The organism is Novosphingobium sp. PhB57 (assembly GCF_004342985.1).
Lineage (GTDB): Bacteria > Pseudomonadota > Alphaproteobacteria > Sphingomonadales > Sphingomonadaceae > Novosphingobium.
Window position 1 is genome coordinate 524,646 of the sequence record NZ_SMBO01000003.1, and the last position, 21,264, is coordinate 545,909.

Sequence of the window (21,264 nt, forward strand, 5' to 3'; positions counted from 1 at the left end):
GATACGCAAGTCATGAAATTCGGTTCGATGTCCGTTCCCTCTTCGCATGCCGCCATCGCCAATCCTCATCGTCTAACGCCGGCGTCATTATGCTTTACGGCGCGGCAAAGCTATATACGACCGGATATAGCGAATCGCCGGGACGGCGACAGGTCAAAAAAATGGGGGTTTCCTTGATACGTTCCGCTTCCGCGCTTGCGGTTACTTTTTCCTGCGCCCTTTCCTTGTCGGTCTCTGTGCCTGTTCTGGCGCAGACGAGCACGACTTCAGGTCGGGACGATGCCTTTACGCTGGGCCAGATCATCGTCACTGCGCCAACGGAATCGACGCCGACGATATCCTCCACCACGCTTGATGCCGATGCCATGCGGCTGTTCCAGCGCAACAGCCTGGACGATGCGGTCAACCTCATGCCCGGCGTGTCCTCGTCGAACAGCGGCGGATCGCGCAATGAGCGCCTTATCAACGTGCGCGGTTTCGACCGCTACCAGGTGCCGCTCTCCATCGACGGCATCCGCGTCTACCTGCCGGCAGACGGCAGGCCCGACTATGGACGCTTCCTGACCGGCGACATTGCGCAAGTACAGGTGGCCAAGGGCTATGCTTCCGTTCTCGACGGACCCGGCGCAATGGGCGGGGCGATCAACCTGGTGACGCGAAAGCCCTCTCAGCCGATCGAGGCCGAGGCACGCGGCACGCTGAACCTGGGCCGCGAGGCCGAATATGCAGGCTACAACGTGTTTGCCCTGCTCGGCACGCGGCAGGACAAGTGGTACGCACAGGCCAGCTACACCCGCAACTTCACCGACCACTGGGACCTGCCCGGGAGCTATGAGCCCAGCGCCGGATCGGCGGAAGACGGCGGCCACCGCGATTTCTCGCGCACCGAGGATTGGCGCGTCAATGCCAAGCTGGGCTTCACGCCCAATGCCACTGACGAATATTCGCTGAGCTATACCCGTCAGGAAGGCGCCAAGAACGCGCCGCTGCACATCACCGACAGTTCCGCATCCCAGCGCAACTGGTCGTGGCCCTACTGGAACATCGACAGCATCTACTTCCTCTCCACCACGGCGCTGGGCGATCTGGCGACGCTGAAGACACGCGTCTACCGCAACAGCTTCGACAACCTGCTGCGCGCTTTCGACGATGCCAGCCAGACCACCCAGACGCGCCCGCGCGCCTTCAACAGCTATTACGCCGACAAGGCCTGGGGCGGATCGGCGCAGCTCGACGTGGACGTGAGCGAGGCCGACCGCTTCAGCGTGGCCGCGCATTACCGCCGCGACAAGCATGTCGAATGGCAGGAGAGCTTCGCCAACGGTATCGGCACGACCGAGCCGAAGCAGACCAGCATCGAGGAAACCTACAGCATCGCGGCCGAAAACCACCTTGCCTTCAGCCCCGCGCTGGCCCTCACCGCCGGCGTCAGCTTCGACTGGCGCAATCTTACCCGGGCGGAAGACTACGCCAGCAATGCGCTGATCGAATATCCGCTGCACAACGGCCAGGCGCTCAATGGGCAGGCACAGCTGGTCTGGACACCGGATCCGGCCACCAGCCTCCATGCCGGCATTTCCTCGCGCGCCCGCTTCCCGACGATTTTCGAGCGCTTCAGTTCGCGCTTCGGCGGAGCGACCTCCAGCCCCGACCTCAAGGCCGAGCGCGCCACCAATTACGAGATCGGCGGAGCACGCGACTTCGGCCCGCTCCACGCCGAGGCCGCTGTATTCTACTCGCACCTGAACGATGTGATCGTTGCCTTCCCGACCATCTTCAACCAGCAGCCCGTAACCCAGAGCCGCAACCTCGGCAGCGGGAACTATTACGGCGGCGAGATCGCGCTGACCGCGGCGCTTGGCGACACCCTCAGCCTCGGCGGCAACTACACCTATACGCACCGCGATATCGACGATCCGACGAACACCGCCTTCCAGCCCACCGGCGTGCCTACGCACAAGGCATTCATCTGGGCCGACTGGGCCCCTCTGGACGGCCTGCACATCCTGCCCAATGCCGATATCGCCTCGGACCGCTGGACGGTGAACACCGCCGGCACGCGCTATTACCGCACGGGCGCCTATTTCCAGGCCAATATTTCCGTGAACTACGAGGTCTACCGCGGCGTCGTGATCGGCGCCGGCGCGCGGAACCTGTTCGACGATTACTACGTGCTCACCGATGGCTTCCCCGAACCCGGCCGCAGCTTCTTCCTGAGCTTCGCCTACAAGTATTGACGCCGCCGAACGCTCCAGCCGGTAACGGTCCGGCTGGAGCAGGCGTTTATGCCCGTGCCTGCGTCGAGCAGCGGGCGCGGTGGGAAAGGAAAGCGCGCGCCCAATAGGAAAGGCTGCGACCGGCACAGTGCTTCCTGCCTGTTACGCCGTACCCAGGCTGCGATTGACAGGAACGAATGCCCTGCATGGGTGGACAGGCCGGGCGAAGCGCTTCAATAGGGCCGGGCTCCCCGCCCTCTCCCATTCGCTCATCAGAGAGTCTCGCACCGTGATCAAACCGAGCCGCCTGCTGCCTCGCCGACTTCGCGTGGTCCTGCGCCGTCACGGTCCGGAAGCGCTGGTCTGGCGCAGGCGCGTGGCGATCGTGGGCGGGGCCGTGCTGGTCGGTCTGGTGGCGCTGGTCTTCGCGGACATGGCGGACAAAGCCAACGCCTTGTTCCACATGTTCGCAGCCCGCTGGTGGTGGGGGCCCCTGCTGGCGACGCCTGCAGGCTTTGCCGCCATCGCCTGGATCACGCTGCGTTTCGCGCCTCTGGCCAAGGGCTCGGGCATTCCCCAGGTGATGGCCGCGACCAAGAACCCGGAGGCGGCGCTGTCCACCCTGGTGTCTGCCCGCGCCGCCATTGCCAAGTTCTTCCTGACCGTGGGCGCGCTTCTCGTGGGCGCCTCGGTCGGCCGCGAGGGTCCGACCGTGCAGATCGCCGCAGCCATCATGGGCAGGATGCACCGCATGCTGCGCGTGCCCTTGCGGTCTTCGGTCTATATCGCAGGCGGCGCGGCGGGCGTTGCCGCTGCCTTCAACACGCCGCTTGCCGGTGTGGCTTTCGCCATCGAGGAACTGGCCGCAGCTTACGAGCAGCGCATGACGCTGCTGGTCATGGCCGCCGTGCTGATCGCGGGCATGGTCAGCCTGGGGCTGGCGGGAGACTACATCTACTTCGGCGCCATGCGCCAGACGCTGGGCTTTCAGCAGGCGCTGATCGCCACCCCGGTCGCGGGCATCCTGGGCGGGATCGCCGGCGGCGTGTTCTCCCGGCTGATGCTGGGAGCAGGAACCACGACCATGCGCCCGATGGGCTGGCTGCGCGCGCGCCCGGTGCTGTTCGCCGCGATCTGCGGCGCCATCGTCGCCGCGCTCGGCGTGTCGACCGGCCTGACCTGGGGCACCGGCTACGATACTGCAAACGGCATCATCGCCGGCCAGAACGTGCCCGTCTGGTTCGGCGCGGCCAAGTTCGTGACTACACTGGCGACGGCCGTCTCCGGCGTGCCGGGCGGTATCTTCGCGCCTTCGCTCTCCATCGGTGCCGGGATCGGCGAACTTCTGCGCGGAATCTTTCCGGGCTATTCGCCGGGCGCGATCGTCCTGCTGGGCATGGTCGCCTATTTCACCGGTGTCGTGCGCGCGCCGCTCACGGCCGTGATCATCATCTCGGAAACGACCGCCAGCCGCGGCCTGATGATGCCGCTTCTCGCCTCTGCGCTGATCGGCGATTTCGCCGCCCAGTTCGTCTGCAAGGAAAAGCTCTATCACGGGCTCTCCCAGCGGTTCCTCCAACGCGCCGCCTGAGAGCGATCCGATGGAGGCGCGACAGTTCGAGATCGACGGAAGCGTCATCACGGACATTCCCGCGTTCTATGCCGAGATCAACAGGGTCTTCATGGCCGGGGAATCCTGGCAACTGGCAGACAGCCTCGATGCCCTGAACGACCTGCTCTACGGCGGCTACGGCACGATGCAGGGGGCCGAAAAAGTCACCTTGCGCTGGAAGGACATGGCAGCGACACGCGCGGCCCTCGGGCCGGAATGCACCCATGCCTTCCTGAGCGGAAGGCTGGGCCAGCGAACGATGTTCAATGGCTCCACCATAGCCGGGCAGCTGACGGCCCTGGAGCAAGGCCGCGGCACGACTTACTTCGACATCGTGATGGAAGTGTTCGCCGACCATCCCAATATCGAGATCGTGCCCGCCTGAGCGAGCGCCCGGCTGCCGGCGTTTCTCTTCGGCCTAGCTTTCCGGCCTAACTTTCCGGATCGTACATGAACTCGCGCAGTTCCTGCGCGCAGCGGCAGGCGGCAGCGATCCTGGCCGCCCATCGCTCAGCCTCCTCGCGGCTGGGCAATTCCAGGACGGTAAACCCGCCGTCCAACCGGCTGCCGGGATAGATCCGCGAAGACACGCCTCCCTCGCCGGAAACCAGCACGGGGGGAACGCCCTCCTCTATTCCGCCGCCGAAAACATAGACTCCCGCGGCCTTGGCCGCGGCGATGACCGCATGGGATTCCCTGGTGGCCACCGCGAGTTCGTCCGGCGTCAGCACCATGGCCTCGCTCGGGAAGGAGATGAGGTACTTGGTCATGCCGGCGAATATGTCTCCGACGACCCTGCCCGGCAAGCGCGCGATCGGACCATCGGCGGGAATGGTCGGCTGAAGCCCCCGGCACCGGGCCGAGGGCTTTCACGGCCTAGCGGCAGACGCGCACGCGGCGATGATGCCGCCATACGGTGCGGCAATGGCTGGCGTGGCGATAGGAGTGACGATACGAATGGCGGCGGCGGACGTCATGACGGCGCGGCGCGGGACGATAACGGCGGTCGTCACGGCGGGCATGGTCGCGGCGGGCATCGTGATGGTGTTCGACACGGTCGTGACGGTCGTAATGATGTTGAGCGCTCGCCGGCGAAGCCAGGCCAAGGCTCCCTGCAATCAGTGCCACGGCGAGGGATAACTTCGGAATCCGCATGTATTTCTCCTTGATGTCCAAAGGGAAAACGCGGCTAGGGCAGTTTCGCTGCCAAGGCTCATGCTCTGCGGCGGGAAGACCGTCAGGCGGGACGTACTCTGGCGAAAGGACGGCAACAGGCAGTGCGCGCCCGCGCACATCGGCACGCCCTGCGGGCCGCGCGGGAGGCCCGCAGGGCGCCGCCTGGGTCAGGAATGGAGGTCTTCGAACCAGTCCAACCGCTTCATGATCCACTTCTCCGCTTCCAGTACGGCGAAAAGCAGCACCCCGAGCAGGACGATGATCACGCCGTCGAACAGCGACACGGACCGCGTATCGAACACCTCGTGCATTACCGGCAGGTAGGTAAAGGCGAACTGCGCCAGCACCACCGCGCCGACCGACAGCAGCACGGACGGCGTTCCCAGCGCGCCGCGCAGGGTCAGCGACCGCATGTGCAAGTAGCGCACGTTGAAGAGGTAGAAGATTTCCCCCACCACCAGCATGTTGACCACCAGCGTGCGCGCCGTCTCGACATCCTCACCCCGGGCCAGGGCGCCAAAGAACACCAGCAGCATCAGGCCGGTGAACAGCAGGGAGACGAACACGATCCGCCACAGCAGGAACGGTGAGAGCAGGGAGGCGTCGGCCCGGCGCGGCGGGCGCTGCATCACTTCGGTTTCAGGCGGCTCGAAGGCAAGCACGAGGCCCAGCGTGATCGTGGTGACAAGGTTGATCCAGAGGATCTGCGTCGCCGTCATCGGCAGGGTGAAGCCGGCCAGGATCGCCAGCACCATCAGCATGGCCTCGCCGCCGTTGGTCGGCAGGGTCCAGGCGATGACCTTGCGCAAATTGTCGTAGACCGTGCGCCCCTCGTTCACGGCCGCGACGATGGAGGCGAAATTGTCGTCCAGCAGGACCATCTGCGACGCCTCGCGCGCGGCTTCGGTGCCGGTGAGGCCCATGGCGGTGCCGACATCGGCCTGCTTGAGCGACGGCGCATCGTTCACGCCGTCTCCGGTCATCGCCACGATGGCGCCCCGCGCCTGCAGCGCCCGCACGATGCGCAGCTTGTGCTCCGGGCTGGCCCGCGCGAAGACGCTGACGCCGCCCACCACCTCCATGAGTTCGGCGTCGCTCAGCCGCTCCAGTTCCGCGCCGGACATCGCCACCGGATCGTCCGCGAGATCGAGCTGGCGGGCAATGGCGCGCGCGGTCTCGACATGGTCTCCGGTGATCATCTTCACCGCGATGCCGGCGCTGCGGCACTCGGCGATGGCGCGGCGCGCCTCTTCACGCGGCGGATCGATGAAGCCCATGAGCCCGAGCATCGTCAGCCCCTGAAGATCCTCGAAGCGCAGCCGGTCCCGGGCGGTCGGCAACGTCAGCATGGCGAAGCCCAGCAAGCGCTCGCCTTGGGCCGCCGCGCGGGCGGCCAGCCGGTCCCATCGGGACGGATCGGCCTGCCCGCCCGCCAGAGCCAGCACAGCCTCGGGCGCGCCCTTGACGAAGACCACATGATCGCCGCCCGGCCCGCGGTGAAGCGTCGCCATGTAGCGATAGTCGGCATCGAAGGGGATCTCGTCCAGCCGGGGCCATTCGGCGGCCACCCGGGCAGGGGCCATCCCCGCTTTCATCCCCAGCGCGAGCAATGCGCCTTCCATCGGATCGCCCGCCACGCTCCACACGCCGGACTCCTCGCGCAGGTTGGCATCGTTGCACAACATGCCGCAGCGGATGATCGCCGCCGCATCGCCGCCATCGACTTGCCCGCCAGCGGGGTCGTCCAGCGGATCGGCCGCGATCATGCCCTGCGGCGCATAGCCGGAACCGGACACCTCCAGTGCACTGGAAGCGGTGAAGACGTGGCGCACGGTCATCTCGTTGCGCGTGAGTGTGCCGGTCTTGTCGGTGCAGATGACCGAGGTGGCGCCCAGCGTTTCCACGGCGGGCAACTTGCGGATCACTGCCTTGCGCGCGGCCATCCGCCGCACGCCGATGGCCAGGGTGATGGTGATGACGGCAGGCAGACCTTCCGGAATGGCGCCGGCCGCCACCGCCACGATCGAGATCAGCGCATCGTCCCAGGCGAAGCCGCGCACCAGGACCGCGAAGATGAACAGCAGCACCGAAGCGCCCAGGATGGTGAAAGTAAGCTGATGCGAGAAGCGGTTGATCTGCCGGATCAGCGGCGTCACCAGCACCGGCACCGCCTGGAGCATGCCGCTGATACGCCCGATCTCGGTCGCGCTGCCCGTGTCGACGACCAGGCCAGTGGCCTGCCCCTTGGCCACCAGCGTACCGGAAAAGGCCATCGAGGCGCGGTCGCCCAGCGGCGCGTCGACGGGAACGGCCCCTTCCCCTTTTTCCGCCGCGACGGATTCGCCGGTGAGCGCGGCTTCCTCGATGGCGAGACCTCGCGCCTTGAGCAGGCGCAAGTCGGCAGGGACGCGGTCTCCCGGCTCCAGCAGCACGATGTCTCCCGGCACGAGATCCGCCACATCGACCGAGGTTCGCTCTCCCCCTCGCAGCACGACGGCGTGGGGAGAGAGCAACGCGCGCATGCCGTTCAGCGATTCCTCCGCCCGGCCCTCCTGCACGAAGCCGACGATGGCATTGACCACCACCACCAGCATGATGACCGATGCGTCCACCGGATGCCCCAGCAGGAACGCCGCCAGCCCTGCCGCGATCAGGAAATAGATCAGAGGATTGTGAAACTGCATGAGGAAGCGCCGCAAGGGATGCACGCGCGCGGTTTCGGGGAGGCTATTGGGTCCATATTGCCGCAGACGCGCTGCCGCCTGCTCGTGCGACAGACCCTCTGGCGCGGCGCCGAGTTCGTCCAGCACTTGCCGGCCGTCCAGGGCGTACCACGGGGCCTCGGCCACAGGGCTTGAGGGATTGGCGACGGACCGGTTCATGCTGTCCCCTTTTCGAAACCCTGGCGATCCTGTCGCTGGCTGCCGCGATCAAGGTGCTGACAAGGTAATAGGAATGGCAGTCCGTAAAACAGACCGAGATTACATGAAGATGATGCGGGACAATCTTGCATTGCACAATCACCGAAGCGCAAGGTGATAATTGCAATAATCCGATCGAAACGCAGCCAATGGAATGGAACGAGCAGTTCTCGATGCTGCGCGGCAGCGACCGGATTACGCATTCCAGTGAAGCGACAACCTGCAGGAATGAGGAGATACTGGCCGCGATTCCAGCCGAACTCCCGGTGAGGTTCGGTTTGGAACGCAGCGGTCCGCGCGTTCATCCGCGATTGCAGGCACCGGAAGGGTCGCCGCGCGTTCAGCATCCATGACCGAGACGATCGAAAACCTGCAGCGCAAGATGGAGGAAGCGGCCAGCGCCCTGGACTTCGAGGAAGCGAAGCGCTGCCGGGACAAGATCAGCCTCCTGCGCGGCGGCGCCGGCGCGGAAGAGGTCGAGCGCGCCGATCTGTCGGGATTGCAACGCCAGCGCCCCGGCGCGATGGGGCTCGGAACCAACCAGCAACGCAGCACGCCGCCCGCCGGCTGGAAACCGCCGCCCCGGCCCGATCCGATGACGTCCGGCCGCACTCCACGCGGCAAACCGCGGGGGAAATGATGGGCGACGCGCGCGCGGCGGCTCTGGCCTTGCTCGCATCCCGCGAACCGGGGGCCACGGTATGCCCAAGCGAAGTCGCCCGCGCGATAGCACCCGGCGACACCTGGCGGGAGGCCATGCCCGAGGTCCATGCCGCCGTCGATTGCCTGCTGCTGGAGGGACGCGTGGGATTAAGCTGGAAAGGCCGTCCGTTATCGGCCCGGACCGGCCCCTATCGCATCCGCCGCCTGCCTCCGAACTGAACCGGATCGTGCCCCATAGGCCGGTTCATAGGAACGAAAAGGTCCGCCGCCCGAGGCGCCCCGCCGGTCCAGCACCCTAAAGCAGTTTGTCCAGCGTCAGCGGCAGGTCCCGCACGCGCTTGCCGGTGGCGTTGTAGACAGCATTCGCCACTGCCGCCGCCGTGCCGGTGATCCCGATCTCGCCGATGCCCCGAGCGCCCATCGGCGCATGGGGGTCCGGAATGTCGGTCCAGATCACGTCGATCTCGGGCACGTCCATGTGCACGGGCACATGATACTCGGAGAGGCTGGGGTTCATCACCCGGCCCTTGCGCTCATCGAACTGCGCTTCTTCCATCAGGGCCAGCCCCAGCCCCATGATGATGCCGCCGCGGAACTGGCTGGTGGCCGTCTTCGGATTGAGGATGCGCCCACAATCGAACGAGCCCAGGAACCGGCTGACGCGCGGCTCGCCGGTGACCGTGTTGACGCGAACCTCGCAGAACATCGCCGCGTGGCTGTGCATCGACCAGTGCATGGTCTCCAGCGGCGGCGGCCCTTCGGCCTCCACGCTTACCGACGGCTGCTGCGCGCGTGACAGGATCGAGGCATAGCTCTCGTGCCGCGCGGTCTCATCGGCCTTGCACAGCCCCTGGTCGCGGCTGATCACGTCATCCGGCTTGAGACCGGCGAGGGGGGAATCATTGCCCGCCAGCTTGAGCAGTTGCTTCACGAGTTCGCGATGAGCGGCGCCCACGGAGGCGCCGATAGCGGCTGTCTGCTGCGATCCGCCCGCCAGCACCACGCCCGGCAGAGTGGAATCGCCATAGTTGAAGCGCACGGCCTCGATAGGCAGGCCCAGCCTTTCGGCGGCGACCTGGGTCTGCGCCGTGGCGGTACCCATGCCCATCTCGTGCGCGGCGATATCGACCACCGCCTGCCCATCCTGCATCAGGGTGATCCGGGCCGCGCCGCCGCCCATGCGGTAATAGGGGTAAGTCCCGGTGGCGCAGCCCATGCCGACCAGCCACTCTCCCTCGCGGCGCAGGCCGGGGCGCGGGTCGCGGCGATCCCAGCCGAAGCGCGCCGCGCCCGTGCGCCAGGCCTCGACGATATGGCGCGAGGAGAACGGCAGGCCGGAACTCGGGTCTTTTTCGGGCTCGTTGCGGATGCGCAGTTCCACAGGATCGATGTTCAGCGCCTCGGCCAGTTCGTCCATGGCGCTCTCCAGGGCGAACGTTCCCACCGACTCCCCGGGCGCTCGCATGAAGGTGTTGGCGAGCATGTCGAGTTCCACCACCTGCACGTCCAGCTTGAGCGTCTCGGAAGCATAGGCGCTGCGGGTGGGCAGGATGAAGGGTTCCGGCATGGCGTTGCTGGCGGTTTTGACGGTCACGCCGGTATGGACAAGCGCCTTCAGGTGACCCTCGCGATCCGCGCCGAGCGCCACCCGTTGCTCCGTAGGCGAGCGCCCGCCCACCACCCGGTAGACACCCTCGCGCGAGAGGACGAGGCGCACCGGACGACTGCACAGCTTCGCGGCGAGCGCGGCCAGCACCTGGTGCTGCCAGAGACACTTGCCCCCGAAGCCGCCGCCCACGAAAGGCGAGGTGACGATGACCTTGTCCTCCGGCATGTCGAACATCTGGCCGATGGACCAGGCGGTATGGGCGACCAGCTGCGAAGCGTCATGAATACGCAGCACATCGCCCTGCCAGGCCACGGTCACCCCGTGCAGTTCGATGGCATTGTGGTTGTGGCGCGGCGTCGTGTAAAGCGCGTCCACTTTCACTTCGGCCGCGGCAAGCGCCGCTTCGGCATCGCCGCGCTCGTCATGAAGCGGTTGGCCCATGAACAGGGCCGGCTTGGTGCCTTGTTCGCGCGCCTCGTCCAGCGAGGTCAGGGCCGGAGCCGCCTCGAAGGTCACGCGGACCAGCGATGCGGCGTGGTCGGCCTGCTCCTGCGTTTCCGCCAGCACGACGGCGACCGGCTCGCCGTTCCAGTTGACCTCGCTTTCCTGCATGATCGGCAGATTGTCGCCATTGGCGGCCTTCGGCGCCGACATGAAGACAGGGGGCGGAGCAAGGCGCGGGGCATTGCGGTGGTCCATCACTGCCACCACGCCGGGCGCCGTCTCTGCGTGGGAAGTGTCCATCGCCGCAATACGCCCCTTGGCGATCGTGCTGAACACCAGTGAGGCGTAGACCATGTCCTCCAGCGGGAACTCCGCCGCGAACGTGGCCCGACCGGCCACCTTGAGGGGACCGTCGATACGCGACAGCGGCTTGCCGATATGGCCGTAACGCTCGCGGATCAGAGGATCGGGCTCGCCTCCGGGGATCCAGCTGTCCGGCGCGAGGGCGACCGCTTTCGCCATGACGCCCTGAACCGCGCCCTGCAGCGCCTGCTTGGCGTCGCTCGCGATGCTCATGCGATCTCTCCTGAAAGGTCTTCGAGCACGGCGACGAGCGTGCGCCGTGCCAGATCGATCTTGAAGCCATTGCCCGAAAGCGCCTGCGCCGAAGCCAGTTCCGCCTCGGCAGCGGCGGCGAAACTGGTGGCCGACAGCGGACCACCGCGCAGCAGCGCCTCGGCTCGCTCGGCCCGCCACGGTTTGTGCGCCACGCCGCCCAGTGCGATGCGCACGTCGCGCACTTGCCCGCCCTCGACATCGAGCGCCGCCGCCACCGAAACCAGCGCGAAGGCATAGCTCGAACGGTCCCGCACCTTGCGGTAAGTGGAGCGCGCGGCGAATGGCATCGGCGGTATCTCGACTGCGGTGATGAGTTCGCCCGGCTGGAGCATGGTATCGACATCCGGCAATTCTCCCGGGAGACGGTGCAAAGCCGTGAAGGCAAGGCGCCGTTCGCCGCCGTTTCCGCGCAGATGGACCACGGCGTCGAGCGCCGCCAGTGCGACGCACATGTCGGAAGGGTGGACGGCGACGCAAGCGGACGAGGCGCCCAGAATGGCGTGATTGCGGTTGAAGCCGCCCACCGCGTCGCAGCCTTCTCCCGGATGGCGCTTGTTGCAGCGCGATCCGGCCTCGTCGTAGAAATAGGAACAGCGGGTGCGCTGCAGGATGTTGCCCCCGACAGTCGCCATGTTGCGGATCTGCCCGCTCGCGCCGGCCAGGATGGCGCGCGCCAGCATCGGATAACGCAGACGGACCGCCCGGTGCTCGGCCAGCGCCGTGTTACGCACGGCAGCACCGATCCGCAGCCCGCCACCGGGTAGCTCGTCGATCCCACCCGGCAGCCCGGTCACGTCGACGAGGCTTTCGGGCGTCTCGATGTTCTCGCGCATCAGGTCGACGAGGTTGGTGCCGCCGCCCAGATACCGGGCACCCGCCGCGCCGCCCTTGAGAACCGCCGACGCCGCATCGGTGGCCCGCATATACCTGAACGGGGTCATTCCGCAGCCTCCGCCAAGGTTTCCGCCCCGTAAGTCTCGGCGATGGCCTCGACGATGCCGTTGTAGGCGCCGCAGCGGCACAAGTTGCCGCTCATGCGCTCGCGCAGTTCCTCGTGGCTCAGCAGGATGTCCTCGCCCCCCAGATCGACCGTGACATGGCTTGGTACGCCGCGCGCGATCTCGGCAGCCATGCCCACGGCGGAGCATATCTGGCCGGGCGTGCAGTAGCCGCACTGAAAGCCGTCATGTTCCACGAAGGCCTGCTGCAGGGGGTGCAACCGGCCGGGCTGGCCCAGCCCCTCGATCGTCGTGATCGAGCGCCCCTCATACTGCACGGCCAGAGAGAGGCACGAGAGTATCCGCTCCCCGTCGGCCAGCACGGTGCAGGCTCCGCAGGCACCCTGGTCGCAGCCTTTCTTGGTGCCGGAAAGCCCGCAAGTCTCGCGCAGGAAGTCCAGCAGCGATACCCGCGCATCGTGCGGAGCGTCCAGGGCAGCGCCGTTTACAACTATCGTCATGGTGATCGGCCTCTCGAGGGGCAGCATTTTTGAGGCGCGGGAAGACCGCGCTCTCAGATCAACTCGATCCCGGTCGATTGGTGCCCGCCGCCAAGCGCATGACGTGAGGAAAACCGCGAAAAACAGCCGGGCCGCATCCGGGGCGAGACCAATGCGGCGTTTTGCGCGGCAGACCGCCGCAAATGGTCCGGCACCAATGCGGAGCCGCCGAGTTGTTCCTTCGGCACGACCGGCCGGGACGGCGGGTTTGCAGGGCCGGAGGAGCGCTCGGGATCATGAAGAAAACCTATCATGGCAGCTGCCACTGCAAGGCGGTCACTTTCGAAGCGGACATCGATCTCGACCTGGGGACGGGCAAGTGCAACTGCACGTTTTGCTGGAAACAGCGCATGTGGAACGCCGGCCATCTCGCCCCCGGCGATTTCCGCCTGCTGAGCGGAGACGGGAAACTGGCGGACTACGGCAAGTCGGGCGACTGGGGCGAAGGTCATCACCGCTTCTGCTCGGTCTGCGGGATCGCGACCCACGGTCACGGCCATATCGAGGCGATGGGCGGAGACTTCGTCACCGTGCATCTTGCCGCGCTGGACGATCTGCCGGTCGGGGACCTGGTCTCCGCCCCCCTGGTCTACATGGACGGCCTGCATGACGACTGGCAGCATCCCCCTGCCGAAACCCGGCATCTCTGACGGACATGGCAGCCTTGCCCCGCCCGCCCTGCCGCCCTCGCCCTTGCTGAATTTGCCCGAGGCATCATGACCGCCCTGCCCACCACCGATTGCGACAGCGGCCAGGCCGTGGCGCGCAAAGGCAAGACCGTCGCCCATCCGCGCTGGACAATTGCGGCAACGATGCTGGCATCCAGCCTGGCCTTCATCGACGGCTCGGTGACCAATGTCGCCCTGCCCGCCATCGGCCAGGAACTCAGCGGAGATGCCGCAAGCCTGCCCTGGGTCATCAACGCCTACCTCCTGCCGCTCTCGGCGCTGCTGCTGCTGGGCGGCGCCGCGGGCGATCATTTCGGGCGCAAGCGCGCCCTGGTGACGGGCATCGTGCTGTTCACGCTTGCCTCGATCGCTTGTGCCCTTGCCCAGGACCTGGCGATGCTGCTGGCCGCGCGCGCGGCGCAGGGCATCGGTGCGGCCATCCTCATGCCAAACAGCCTCGGCATCCTGGGCAGTTCGTTCGAGGGCGAGGCCCGGGGGCGGGCCGTCGGCACTTGGGCAGCGGCAGGCGCCATCGCCAGCGCCGTCGGCCCGCCGCTAGGCGGCTGGCTGGTGGACAGCGTCGGCTGGCGCGCGATCTTCTACCTCAACATACCAGTGGCCGCCGCGGCGATCCTGGTGGCCTGGCGCTATGTGGAGGAGAGCGAAAAGGGGCGGGAACCGCTCGACTGGACGGGCGCACTGCTGGCGACCGCCGCCCTCGGCGCGATCACCTGGGCACTGACCTTGTGGTCCAGCCATCACGCGGCATCGACCGGAACCTGGATCGGGCTGGGAGCGGGTATCCTGCTGCTGGCCCTGTTCGTCATGACGGAACGCCGCCTGGGCGAGCGCGCGATGATGCCGCTGGCCCTGTTCGCCTCCCGCCCCTTCGTGGGCCTGACCCTGCTGACCCTGCTGCTCTACGGCGCGCTGGGCGGCTTGCTGATGCTGCTGCCCTACCTGCTGATCGTCGGCGGACACTATAGCCCGACCCAGGCCGGCTTTGCGCTCCTGCCGTTCTCGATAGTGATCGGCACGGTCTCGCGCCTTGCCGGGCGCCTGACCGAGCGCATCGGCCCGCGCTGGCCGCTCACTCTTGGCCCCATCGTCACCGGCGCCGGCTTCGCGCTGATGATGCGCGCAGATCCCACGGCCAGCTACTGGACCAGCATTCTGCCCGGCATCGCCGTGATTGCGCTGGGCATGGCCGGCGCGGTGGCACCGCTGACCACTGCCGTGCTTTCCTCGGTGGACGAGCGCCATACCGGCACCGCCTCGGGCTTCAACAGCGCGATTGCGCGCACCGGCGGGCTCGTCGCCACCGCAGTGGCCGGCGCGGTCATCGCCGTCTCCGCGGCGGAGCTCACCGCGGCATTCCAGGCCGCCGCAATCGTCGCAGCCGTTCTTGCAGTGGCATCCGGTCTCGTCGCGCTGTTCACACTCGAAAGCGGCACCCCGGCCGCCGCCCCCGCCGCGCCGTGAGCCACGTCTGGAGCCCTACCTCTCGACGGTCACGCGCAGATATGTCGCAGGTATCACCGTCTGCCCGGCCGTGCCCCGGTTTTCGGCCTCGAAGAGCGCCTCCAGCTCCGCCTGCAACGCGTCCCGCCGCCCGTCCCGCCCCGCCGCATCGAAAGCGTTCATGGTCGGTCCGTAGTAGTCACGGAAGACGGCGAGGAACGCCGCGGCCGTTCCGGGATAGCGAAAGGTATAGGTCGCCCTTTCGCAGGCGATCCGCTCCGGTGCGATGCCCGCGGCACCGAAGCGTTCGCGCACGAGGTCTTCCTGGCCCCAGCTCACCGGGCTGACGAAACCCTCGGGCGGCGGCGGCATGAAGGCGGCGCATGTCTTCAGCACCATGGCAACCAGCGTCGGATCGCCGGGTATCCAGTTGCCCATGACGATCCTTCCGCCGGGCCGGCAGACGCGAACCATTTCGGCGGCGACATCGTGCGGACGCGGCGCGAACATCGCGCCGAAGATGCTGACCACCAGATCGAAACGGGCATCGCCCAGCCCGGTCAGCGCGCTGGCGTCGCCCTCCTCGAAGCGCAAGTTCTCCAGCCCCTCCGCGCGCGCCCGGGCATTGCCAGCGGCAACGAGGTTGGAGGCGATGTCCACGCCCAGCACATGCGCGCCGCGCCGCGCCGCCGGAACCGCCGTCGTGCCGTCGCCGCAGCCGAGATCGAGCACCTCCATGTCCGGCTCGGGCGCGATCCAGTCGACCAGTTCCTCACCGCTTTCCCGCATGGTTGCGGCAAGACGGGTGAAATCGCCTTTCTCCCACAGGGCCTTGTTCGCATTCTGCGGCTTCGCGCTATTGTCCTCCTGCATCCCAGCTCTCCACGGTCGGGCCGATCCTCGGCTTGTGCGCGGAGAATATCACCTATCCCTGACGGTAAACTTCGTCTTTTCGGGGTAAGGGTGACGGGCGGCGGTGCCCGGAACGGCGCGGACCATCGTTGCATATATAGCCACGATTATGACCGTATAATCGGAGCCTTGGCGCATTTATCGAATTGTCCGCAAATTCATATTGCTAACTACGCCACAAACCCGCACTCTTCGCCTGGAGCCAAAAGGCCCAGGGAGAGGGAGGAATACGCCGCAAATGACAGACCTGCCCAAGCCGTCCCGCCGCGATCTGCTGGCCGGCGCCACCCTTCTGTCAGGCGCGCTCGCAGCGCCGCATGCGCTGGCCCAGGCGGCCAGTTCGGCAACCGAGATACTCGGCTTCTCGAAGGACACCCGCGAACCCGATCTCGTCCTCCCGCTCTGGCCGGAACGCCGGATGCCCGGAGGCCCGGTGCCGCAAGTGACGGAATCCGTGGACGACCAGTGGGACAACGCCGGCCTTCGCTACCGCGTGGCCGAACATGTCACCCGGCCCACCCTGTCCTATTTCGCCGCCGCCAACCCGACCGGGGCGGCCGTGCTGATCGTGCCGGGTGGCGGCTATTCGCGCGTCGGCATCGACCGCGAAGGGTACGAATCCGCGCGCTGGATGAATGCGCAGGGCGTGGCGGCATTCGTGCTGCGTTACCGGCTTCCAGCGGACCGCTGGGGCGGCAAGGCGCTGGTGGCGCTTCAGGACGCGCAGCGCGCCATGCGGCTGATCCGCGCGGGCGGTCCCGGGCGGTGGAGCGTCGATCCCAGGCGGGTCACCGTGATGGGCGGCTCCGCGGGCGGGCACCTCGCGCTCAGCCTCTGCGTCAAGGTCTACGACCGCACCTACCCGGTGCTGGACGAGGCCGACCACCTGCTCACCCGGCCGGACGGGGCGATCCTGCTCTATCCCGTGGTCACGCTCGGGGCCGGCACCCATGTCGGCTCGCGGCTCGCCCTGCTCGGCCCGGACCCTTCGCCCGAGGACATTGCCCAGTGGTCGTTCGACGGCAAGCTGCCGGGGATCACGCCGCCGATCTTCCTGGTCCATGCCGTGCATGACCGCGTGGTGCCGGTCGATCACGCGCTCGCGCTGTTCGCGTCCGTGCGCGCATCGGGCGGGGCGATCGACATGCACTTGTTCGAAGACGGCGCCCATGGCCTGGGCCTGCGCGCAGATCCATCCTGGCCGATTGCCCGCTGGCCCGATCTCGCACGCCAGTGGCAGGTCCGGAACGGCCTTTCCTGAGCCGCCCCGTTCAGTCCGCCTGATCGGGGGAGCGCAGTGCCGAGCGCGGCTGGCTGCGCAGCGAAAGCCAGGCCACCAGTGCCGCCAGCGGGTGCAGCATGCCCATGAGCAGAAACACCTGGTCATAGTGCCCTGACTGCGCCAGCCGTCCGACGAGCTGGGTCGAGAAGATGCCGCCCAGTCCGCTGCCCGCCGCGACGATGCCGAACACCGTGGCCACGACGCGCGTGGGGTACAGATCGACCACCAGGGTGCTCAGGTTGATCTGGAACACGAGGTGCGCGAAAGCGACGGCCGCGGCGATTGCGAAAGTCAGCGGGATGGCCGGCCCGGTCGAGATCGCCATGCCCACCGGCGCCAGCACCGCCGCCACCGCCAGACCGATGAGCCGGCTGCGTGCCGGGTCGATCCCGCGCCGGATCAGCCTGCCGGAGAAGACACCGCCGCCGATGCTGCCAAGGTCTGCCGCCAGATAGACGATCCAGGCCGTCGCGGCGATCGTGGCCAGGTTCAGCCCGCGCTCGTCGGACAGGTATTTCGGAAACCAGAACAAGTAGAAGTACCATACCGGATCGGCCAGCATCCGCGACAGCGCAAATCCCCAGAGCGGACGTTCGCGCAGGATCGCGCGCCAGGGCGTCGGCTCGGCGGTCACGGTGGGGCCGGCCTTGCCGCGCGGATAGATTGCCAGCCAGGCTGCGAGCCACACGAAGCCCAGCGCCCCCGTCACCACGAAAGCCGCGCGCCAGCCCTGGGTCAGGGCCAGCCAGCCGATCAGCGGCGGGGCGATCGTCGCGCCGACCATGGCGCCGGCAGTATAGGTACCGAAGGCGAAGCCCCGCTCCTGCGGCGGAAAGTGCTCGGAAATCGCTTTCGGCCCGGCGGTGTAGTTGCCCGCCTCGCCAAGCCCCAGCATGGCGCGCGCGCCGCCCAGCGCTCCGGCGCTGCGGACCAGACCCGTCGCCATGTTGGCCAGCGACCACCAGCCCACGAACAGCGCCAGTGCCAGCCGCGTCCCCAGTCGGTCGGTGAGCCAGCCCGCAAGCAGGTAGGCGATGGTATAGGCGATCAGGAAGAACTGGACGACCTGGGCATAGCCGATATCGTCCATGCCGAGGTCCTTCTGGACCATCGGCGCAAGGATCGAGAGCGTCTGTCGGTCCACGTAGTTGAGAACCGTGGAAGCGAAGAGCAGCGCCAGTATTGCCCAGCGCATGCGGCCGGGCGCGGCGGGGGCAGCGGCCTCGGCACCCGCGCTCGGCGCGGGAGCGGCCGAAGCGGAGGCGGCCTGAACGTGTGAGGCCATGTCAGCCTCCGATCTCGGGCGCGGCCTCGCGAAGCGCCGCGACGAGCGGCTCGGTAGCGGCTTCCGGAATCCACCCCGACAAAGCCAGGCCTGCATGGGCCGGGTCGCCGGTGGAAACCGCCACGACATGATGATCGCGTTCGTCGGCAACGTGAACGCGGGCGTAGCCCAGCGCGCGCACTTCGGCGAGCTTGGCGATCAATTGCTCGATCCCATCCGGGAACATCGGAATCTCGCGGTCCCGGTAGATATCGCGCACTTCGTCGTCGTCGTGCTCGGAAAGGAGAACGATGCCGATGCCGCTGGTCGTCGCGGGCAGCAGGCCGATGCGCCCCAGCCCCGCCGAGGCCTCGATACCCGGCGGCGCGTGGAACAGGTAGCTCACGCTGTCTCCCCACAGCACGCCCAGCGCCACGGTGTGGCCGAAGCGGCGCAGCCCCTCCAGGACCGGCAGTGCGCGGCGGATCAGGCCGGAGGCGAAGAGGCTCTGCGCCGCCAGGACGTGCATGCCCGCCCCGGCGGTATATTTGCGATTGGCGGTCTGCCGCGCGATGCCCAGGTAGGCCAGCGTCTTGAGCAGGCGATTGATCTTGGTGGGATCGGCATCCAGCCGCCGCGCCAGTTCGCGGCAACCGACCGGCTCCGGCGATGTCGCAAGCGCCTGGAGCGTGGCAATGCCATCGATCAGGCTCTGGTTCGGCTGGGCATTGAGTTTAGCGCGCACAACATGGTCCTATGCACCAAGGTTCGATCGTTGCCAATCGGAGCGCCGTCACGCGACGTGCTCCGCCAGCTCGTGGAATTTTGCATTGGGCCGCACGCCAAGGCCCGGCTCGGTCGGCACGCGATAACCATCCGGTCCGTGCGCCATATCGGTATCGAGCACCGCCAGGTTCCGTTCGAAAACGGAGTGCTGCCATTCATGCTTCCACAGGCCCGGCAGGGTGGCGGAGGCATGGAGGCTGGCCGCCAGGAAAATGCCGGCACCGATGGTGGCATGGGGCGCCACCGCCACGCCGTGGGCCTCGGCCAAGGCAGCGATGCGCAGGAACTGCGTCAGGCCGGTGTGCCCCATCTCCGGCTGGACATAGGCGATCGGGCCGAACGCCAGGCGATTGGCGAATTCATAGGCGGTGTACCACTCCTCGCCGGCCGCCACCGGAACCGGGCTCTCCGCCGCCAGACGCGCCAGCCCCGGCATGTCCTCGGGCTTGAGCGGAGCCTCCACGAAGCCCGGGCGTAAGGGTGCGAGCCGGGCGATCAGGGCGCGCGCCTCTTCGGGCGAGAATTTCCAGTGCAGGTCGATCAGCACTTCCGCATCGGCGCCGAGCGCGCCGCGCAGGGCGGCCATTTCCTCGACCACGCCTTCGTGGCTGACGACGGCGGCGAATTTGAACGCCGTCATTCCCCGCGATTGCCAGTCGCGGGCCAGGGCGACCCGCTCGTCCAGCGTGGCGGCGGGCAGGCCCGAAACGTAGCTGGGGATCGCGCCGTGCACGGCCGGCCCGATCAGTTCGCGCACGGAAAGTCCGCGATGCTTCCCGGTCAGATCCCACAAGGCAATGTCGATCGCCGCCAGCGCGTCGCCGTGAAAACCGCCCGTGCATCCGCGCACGCGCATGAGATCGTAGAGGCGATCCCACGTTTCGGCCGGGTCTGAAACCACGCCGTCCATGAGCACGGGTGCAAGCAGATCGTTGACGATCTCGCATGTCGCGCGCGGCGCGCAGATGCCGTAGGTTTCCCCCCAGCCCACATTGCCTTCGCCGTCTGTCACGCGCACGACGATGGAGCGATCCACCGTCGGGTAGATCGTCCCATTGCCCTTCCGCACCAGGTAGCCGCGTGCGTTGACCCGCTCCCCCGGCCCCAGCGGCCCGAGATAGGGCGTGTCGCGGGGGACCGTGACGATGAAGGTGTCGACCGCCGCGATCCGCATCGTCACGCTGCTCCTTGCACCATGCCGGGCGGCAGCAGATCGCCAAGGCGCGCCAGCAAGGCATCGAGTTCCCGGCGGTCGTAGCGATCGAGTTCCGGGCCGGGTGCGCGAACGTAAGTGCTGTCGATCAGACCGCGACGCTGGAGTACCGCCTTTGTCAGGCGCCAGCGGAAATTCGCCTGCATGCTGAGCAGGGGCAAGGTCCGCTCGAACAGATCGCGCGCGTCCTGCTCGCGCCCTTCGTCGAACGCGGCCAGCATGCGAACGTGGAGTTCGGTCACTTCGCAGGCGGGCATCGTCCCGCGCGCGCCGCGCACGAGTTCGTCGATCACGTAGCGCGCACCGGCACCGCCGAACACGGCGTCTAGCGAGCCGCCCGCCAGTTCGCTGAGACGGGTGATGCGCTGCCCCGAAGGCGCGGCCTCTTCCTTGACATAGCGGATGCCCGGAACCTCGTGCGCCAGTTGCGCGACTTGCTCCAGCGGCATGCCTATCCCCATTGGCGGCGGCGCGTTCTGCACCATGATCGCAATTCCCGAGCCCGCATGGGCCGCTTCGAAGAAGCGCTTCATCCCTTCGAAATCGGCAGCGTAGGCCTTGGGCGTCAGGATCATGGCCGCCTGCGCGCCGGCCCGGGCGCCGGCTTCGGCATAAGCGATCGCCTCGTCCGTATTTTCGGTGCTGCCCCCCACCACGAAGGGAATGCGGCCATCCAGCCATTCGCCGATCCGCGCTGTCAGGTGCAGGCGTTCGTCACGGTCCAGCATGTCGTATTCGCTGGCAAGGCCGGGGAAGACCACGCCCTGCGCACCGGCTTCGACGATATAGTCGAGCACGCGGCGCGTGCCGGCCTCGTCGATGGCGCCGCTTTCCGTGAAGATCGTCGGCAGGATCGGCAGGACCCCCTTCAGTTCGATCACATAACCCTCCCGATGTTTCTGTTGCTATATGTGCGGTACA

The 21,264-nt window shown here is 67.3% G+C and carries 20 protein-coding genes; 8 read left to right on the forward strand and 12 right to left on the reverse strand.

All coding sequences use genetic code 11. The annotated features are described in order from the left end of the window. Positions 1-224: 224 nt before the first annotated feature. From EDF58_RS12985 to EDF58_RS12995, 3 genes are all read left to right on the forward strand, one after another. Positions 225-2,237: a TonB-dependent receptor gene (locus tag EDF58_RS12985; protein ID WP_347812890.1), complete on the forward strand. Its 2,013-nt coding sequence runs from the start codon at positions 225-227 to the stop codon at positions 2,235-2,237. A gap of 271 nt (positions 2,238-2,508) precedes the next feature. Continuing rightward, positions 2,509-3,807, forward strand: coding sequence for a chloride channel protein (locus EDF58_RS12990; RefSeq protein WP_243654244.1), 1,299 nt, complete (start codon positions 2,509-2,511; stop codon positions 3,805-3,807). A gap of 10 nt (positions 3,808-3,817) precedes the next feature. Then, positions 3,818-4,213 carry a barstar family protein gene (locus EDF58_RS12995; protein WP_132266019.1) on the forward strand — a complete coding sequence of 132 codons (396 nt, stop codon included), beginning with the start codon at positions 3,818-3,820 and terminating at the stop codon, positions 4,211-4,213. Positions 4,214-4,259: 46 nt separating this feature from the next. Here the strand turns inward: EDF58_RS12995 and EDF58_RS13000 are convergent, their stop codons facing one another. The 4 genes from EDF58_RS13000 to EDF58_RS13015 form a co-directional block, all read right to left on the reverse strand. Continuing rightward, the gene (locus EDF58_RS13000; protein ID WP_132266021.1) at positions 4,260-4,598 is read right to left on the reverse strand and encodes a transcription initiation protein; all 339 of its coding nucleotides are present in this window, start codon (positions 4,596-4,598) and stop codon (positions 4,260-4,262) included. 106 nt (positions 4,599-4,704) lie between these two features. After that, complete coding sequence (locus EDF58_RS13005) at positions 4,705-4,983, reverse strand: hypothetical protein (protein WP_132266023.1); 279 nt, start codon at positions 4,981-4,983, stop codon at positions 4,705-4,707. Between the two features lie 188 nt (positions 4,984-5,171). Further along, on the reverse strand, positions 5,172-7,886 hold the full coding sequence (locus tag EDF58_RS13010; protein WP_132266025.1) for a cation-transporting P-type ATPase: 2,715 nt from the start codon (positions 7,884-7,886) through the stop codon (positions 5,172-5,174). After that, positions 7,883-8,230 carry a hypothetical protein gene (locus tag EDF58_RS13015; protein WP_132266027.1) on the reverse strand — a complete coding sequence of 116 codons (348 nt, stop codon included), beginning with the start codon at positions 8,228-8,230 and terminating at the stop codon, positions 7,883-7,885. The genes EDF58_RS13010 and EDF58_RS13015 overlap by 4 nt, the downstream gene beginning before the upstream one ends. A gap of 44 nt (positions 8,231-8,274) precedes the next feature. Between EDF58_RS13015 and EDF58_RS13020 the strand changes: the two genes are divergently transcribed. Further along, entirely contained in the window at positions 8,275-8,565 is a 291-nt protein-coding gene (locus EDF58_RS13020; RefSeq protein ID WP_132266028.1) for a UvrB/UvrC motif-containing protein, read from the forward strand. Beyond that, positions 8,565-8,807, forward strand: a complete 243-nt coding sequence (locus EDF58_RS13025) for a DUF3253 domain-containing protein (protein WP_132266030.1) — start codon at positions 8,565-8,567, stop codon at positions 8,805-8,807. The genes EDF58_RS13020 and EDF58_RS13025 overlap by 1 nt, the downstream gene beginning before the upstream one ends. A gap of 76 nt (positions 8,808-8,883) precedes the next feature. On the opposite strand, the gene EDF58_RS13030 is transcribed toward EDF58_RS13025, so the two are convergent. Genes EDF58_RS13030 through EDF58_RS13040 form a run of 3 tightly spaced genes read right to left on the reverse strand, consistent with a single transcriptional unit; the run spans position 8,884 to position 12,718 of the window. Beyond that, complete coding sequence (locus tag EDF58_RS13030) at positions 8,884-11,217, reverse strand: xanthine dehydrogenase family protein molybdopterin-binding subunit (protein WP_132266032.1); 2,334 nt, start codon at positions 11,215-11,217, stop codon at positions 8,884-8,886. After that, positions 11,214-12,200 (reverse strand): xanthine dehydrogenase family protein subunit M, encoded by a 987-nt coding sequence (locus EDF58_RS13035; protein ID WP_132266034.1) that lies wholly within the window; start codon positions 12,198-12,200, stop codon positions 11,214-11,216. The genes EDF58_RS13030 and EDF58_RS13035 overlap by 4 nt, the downstream gene beginning before the upstream one ends. After that, positions 12,197-12,718, reverse strand: coding sequence for a 2Fe-2S iron-sulfur cluster-binding protein (locus tag EDF58_RS13040; RefSeq protein ID WP_132266036.1), 522 nt, complete (start codon positions 12,716-12,718; stop codon positions 12,197-12,199). Before EDF58_RS13040 ends, EDF58_RS13035 begins: the two co-directional genes overlap by 4 nt. 275 nt (positions 12,719-12,993) lie before the next feature. Between EDF58_RS13040 and EDF58_RS13045 the strand changes: the two genes are divergently transcribed. Beyond that, positions 12,994-13,407: a GFA family protein gene (locus tag EDF58_RS13045; RefSeq protein ID WP_132266038.1), complete on the forward strand. Its 414-nt coding sequence runs from the start codon at positions 12,994-12,996 to the stop codon at positions 13,405-13,407. Between the two features lie 66 nt (positions 13,408-13,473). Beyond that, the gene (locus EDF58_RS13050; RefSeq protein WP_132266040.1) at positions 13,474-14,907 is read left to right on the forward strand and encodes an MFS transporter; all 1,434 of its coding nucleotides are present in this window, start codon (positions 13,474-13,476) and stop codon (positions 14,905-14,907) included. Between the two features lie 15 nt (positions 14,908-14,922). On the opposite strand, the gene EDF58_RS13055 is transcribed toward EDF58_RS13050, so the two are convergent. Then, complete coding sequence (locus EDF58_RS13055) at positions 14,923-15,759, reverse strand: class I SAM-dependent methyltransferase (protein WP_132266041.1); 837 nt, start codon at positions 15,757-15,759, stop codon at positions 14,923-14,925. A gap of 277 nt (positions 15,760-16,036) precedes the next feature. On the opposite strand from EDF58_RS13055, the gene EDF58_RS13060 reads away from it, so the two are divergent. Next, on the forward strand, positions 16,037-17,059 hold the full coding sequence (locus tag EDF58_RS13060) for an alpha/beta hydrolase (protein ID WP_132266043.1): 1,023 nt from the start codon (positions 16,037-16,039) through the stop codon (positions 17,057-17,059). A 10-nt stretch (positions 17,060-17,069) separates the two neighbouring features. Here EDF58_RS13060 and EDF58_RS13065 read toward each other — a convergent pair whose 3' ends face one another. The 4 genes from EDF58_RS13065 to EDF58_RS13080 are packed head-to-tail and all read right to left on the reverse strand — an operon-like array spanning position 17,070 to position 21,224. Beyond that, a complete protein-coding gene (locus EDF58_RS13065) occupies positions 17,070-18,365 on the reverse strand; it encodes an MFS transporter (RefSeq protein WP_132266045.1) in 1,296 nt (431 codons plus the stop codon). 1 nt (position 18,366) lies between these two features. Further along, positions 18,367-19,089, reverse strand: a complete 723-nt coding sequence (locus EDF58_RS13070) for a helix-turn-helix domain-containing protein (RefSeq protein ID WP_132266047.1) — start codon at positions 19,087-19,089, stop codon at positions 18,367-18,369. Positions 19,090-19,137: 48 nt separating this feature from the next. Continuing rightward, positions 19,138-20,304, reverse strand: a complete 1,167-nt coding sequence (locus EDF58_RS13075; RefSeq protein ID WP_207912967.1) for a mandelate racemase/muconate lactonizing enzyme family protein — start codon at positions 20,302-20,304, stop codon at positions 19,138-19,140. A gap of 2 nt (positions 20,305-20,306) precedes the next feature. Next, complete coding sequence (locus tag EDF58_RS13080) at positions 20,307-21,224, reverse strand: dihydrodipicolinate synthase family protein (protein WP_243654230.1); 918 nt, start codon at positions 21,222-21,224, stop codon at positions 20,307-20,309. Positions 21,225-21,264: the final 40 nt, after the last annotated feature.

Coding starts and splice junctions, on each gene's coding strand:
- EDF58_RS12995 (WP_132266019.1), top strand. CDS start 3,818: ATGGAGGCGCGACAGTTCGAGATCGACGGAAGCGTCATCACGGACATT.
- EDF58_RS13000 (WP_132266021.1), bottom strand. CDS start 4,598: ATGACCAAGTACCTCATCTCCTTCCCGAGCGAGGCCATGGTGCTGACG.
- EDF58_RS13005 (WP_132266023.1), bottom strand. CDS start 4,983: ATGCGGATTCCGAAGTTATCCCTCGCCGTGGCACTGATTGCAGGGAGC.
- EDF58_RS13010 (WP_132266025.1), bottom strand. CDS start 7,886: ATGAACCGGTCCGTCGCCAATCCCTCAAGCCCTGTGGCCGAGGCCCCG.
- EDF58_RS13015 (WP_132266027.1), bottom strand. CDS start 8,230: ATGAACGCGCGGACCGCTGCGTTCCAAACCGAACCTCACCGGGAGTTC.
- EDF58_RS13020 (WP_132266028.1), top strand. CDS start 8,275: ATGACCGAGACGATCGAAAACCTGCAGCGCAAGATGGAGGAAGCGGCC.
- EDF58_RS13025 (WP_132266030.1), top strand. CDS start 8,565: ATGGGCGACGCGCGCGCGGCGGCTCTGGCCTTGCTCGCATCCCGCGAA.
- EDF58_RS13030 (WP_132266032.1), bottom strand. CDS start 11,217: ATGAGCATCGCGAGCGACGCCAAGCAGGCGCTGCAGGGCGCGGTTCAG.
- EDF58_RS13035 (WP_132266034.1), bottom strand. CDS start 12,200: ATGACCCCGTTCAGGTATATGCGGGCCACCGATGCGGCGTCGGCGGTT.
- EDF58_RS13040 (WP_132266036.1), bottom strand. CDS start 12,718: ATGACGATAGTTGTAAACGGCGCTGCCCTGGACGCTCCGCACGATGCG.
- EDF58_RS13045 (WP_132266038.1), top strand. CDS start 12,994: ATGAAGAAAACCTATCATGGCAGCTGCCACTGCAAGGCGGTCACTTTC.
- EDF58_RS13050 (WP_132266040.1), top strand. CDS start 13,474: ATGACCGCCCTGCCCACCACCGATTGCGACAGCGGCCAGGCCGTGGCG.
- EDF58_RS13055 (WP_132266041.1), bottom strand. CDS start 15,759: ATGCAGGAGGACAATAGCGCGAAGCCGCAGAATGCGAACAAGGCCCTG.
- EDF58_RS13060 (WP_132266043.1), top strand. CDS start 16,037: ATGACAGACCTGCCCAAGCCGTCCCGCCGCGATCTGCTGGCCGGCGCC.
- EDF58_RS13065 (WP_132266045.1), bottom strand. CDS start 18,365: ATGGCCTCACACGTTCAGGCCGCCTCCGCTTCGGCCGCTCCCGCGCCG.
- EDF58_RS13075 (WP_207912967.1), bottom strand. CDS start 20,304: ATGCGGATCGCGGCGGTCGACACCTTCATCGTCACGGTCCCCCGCGAC.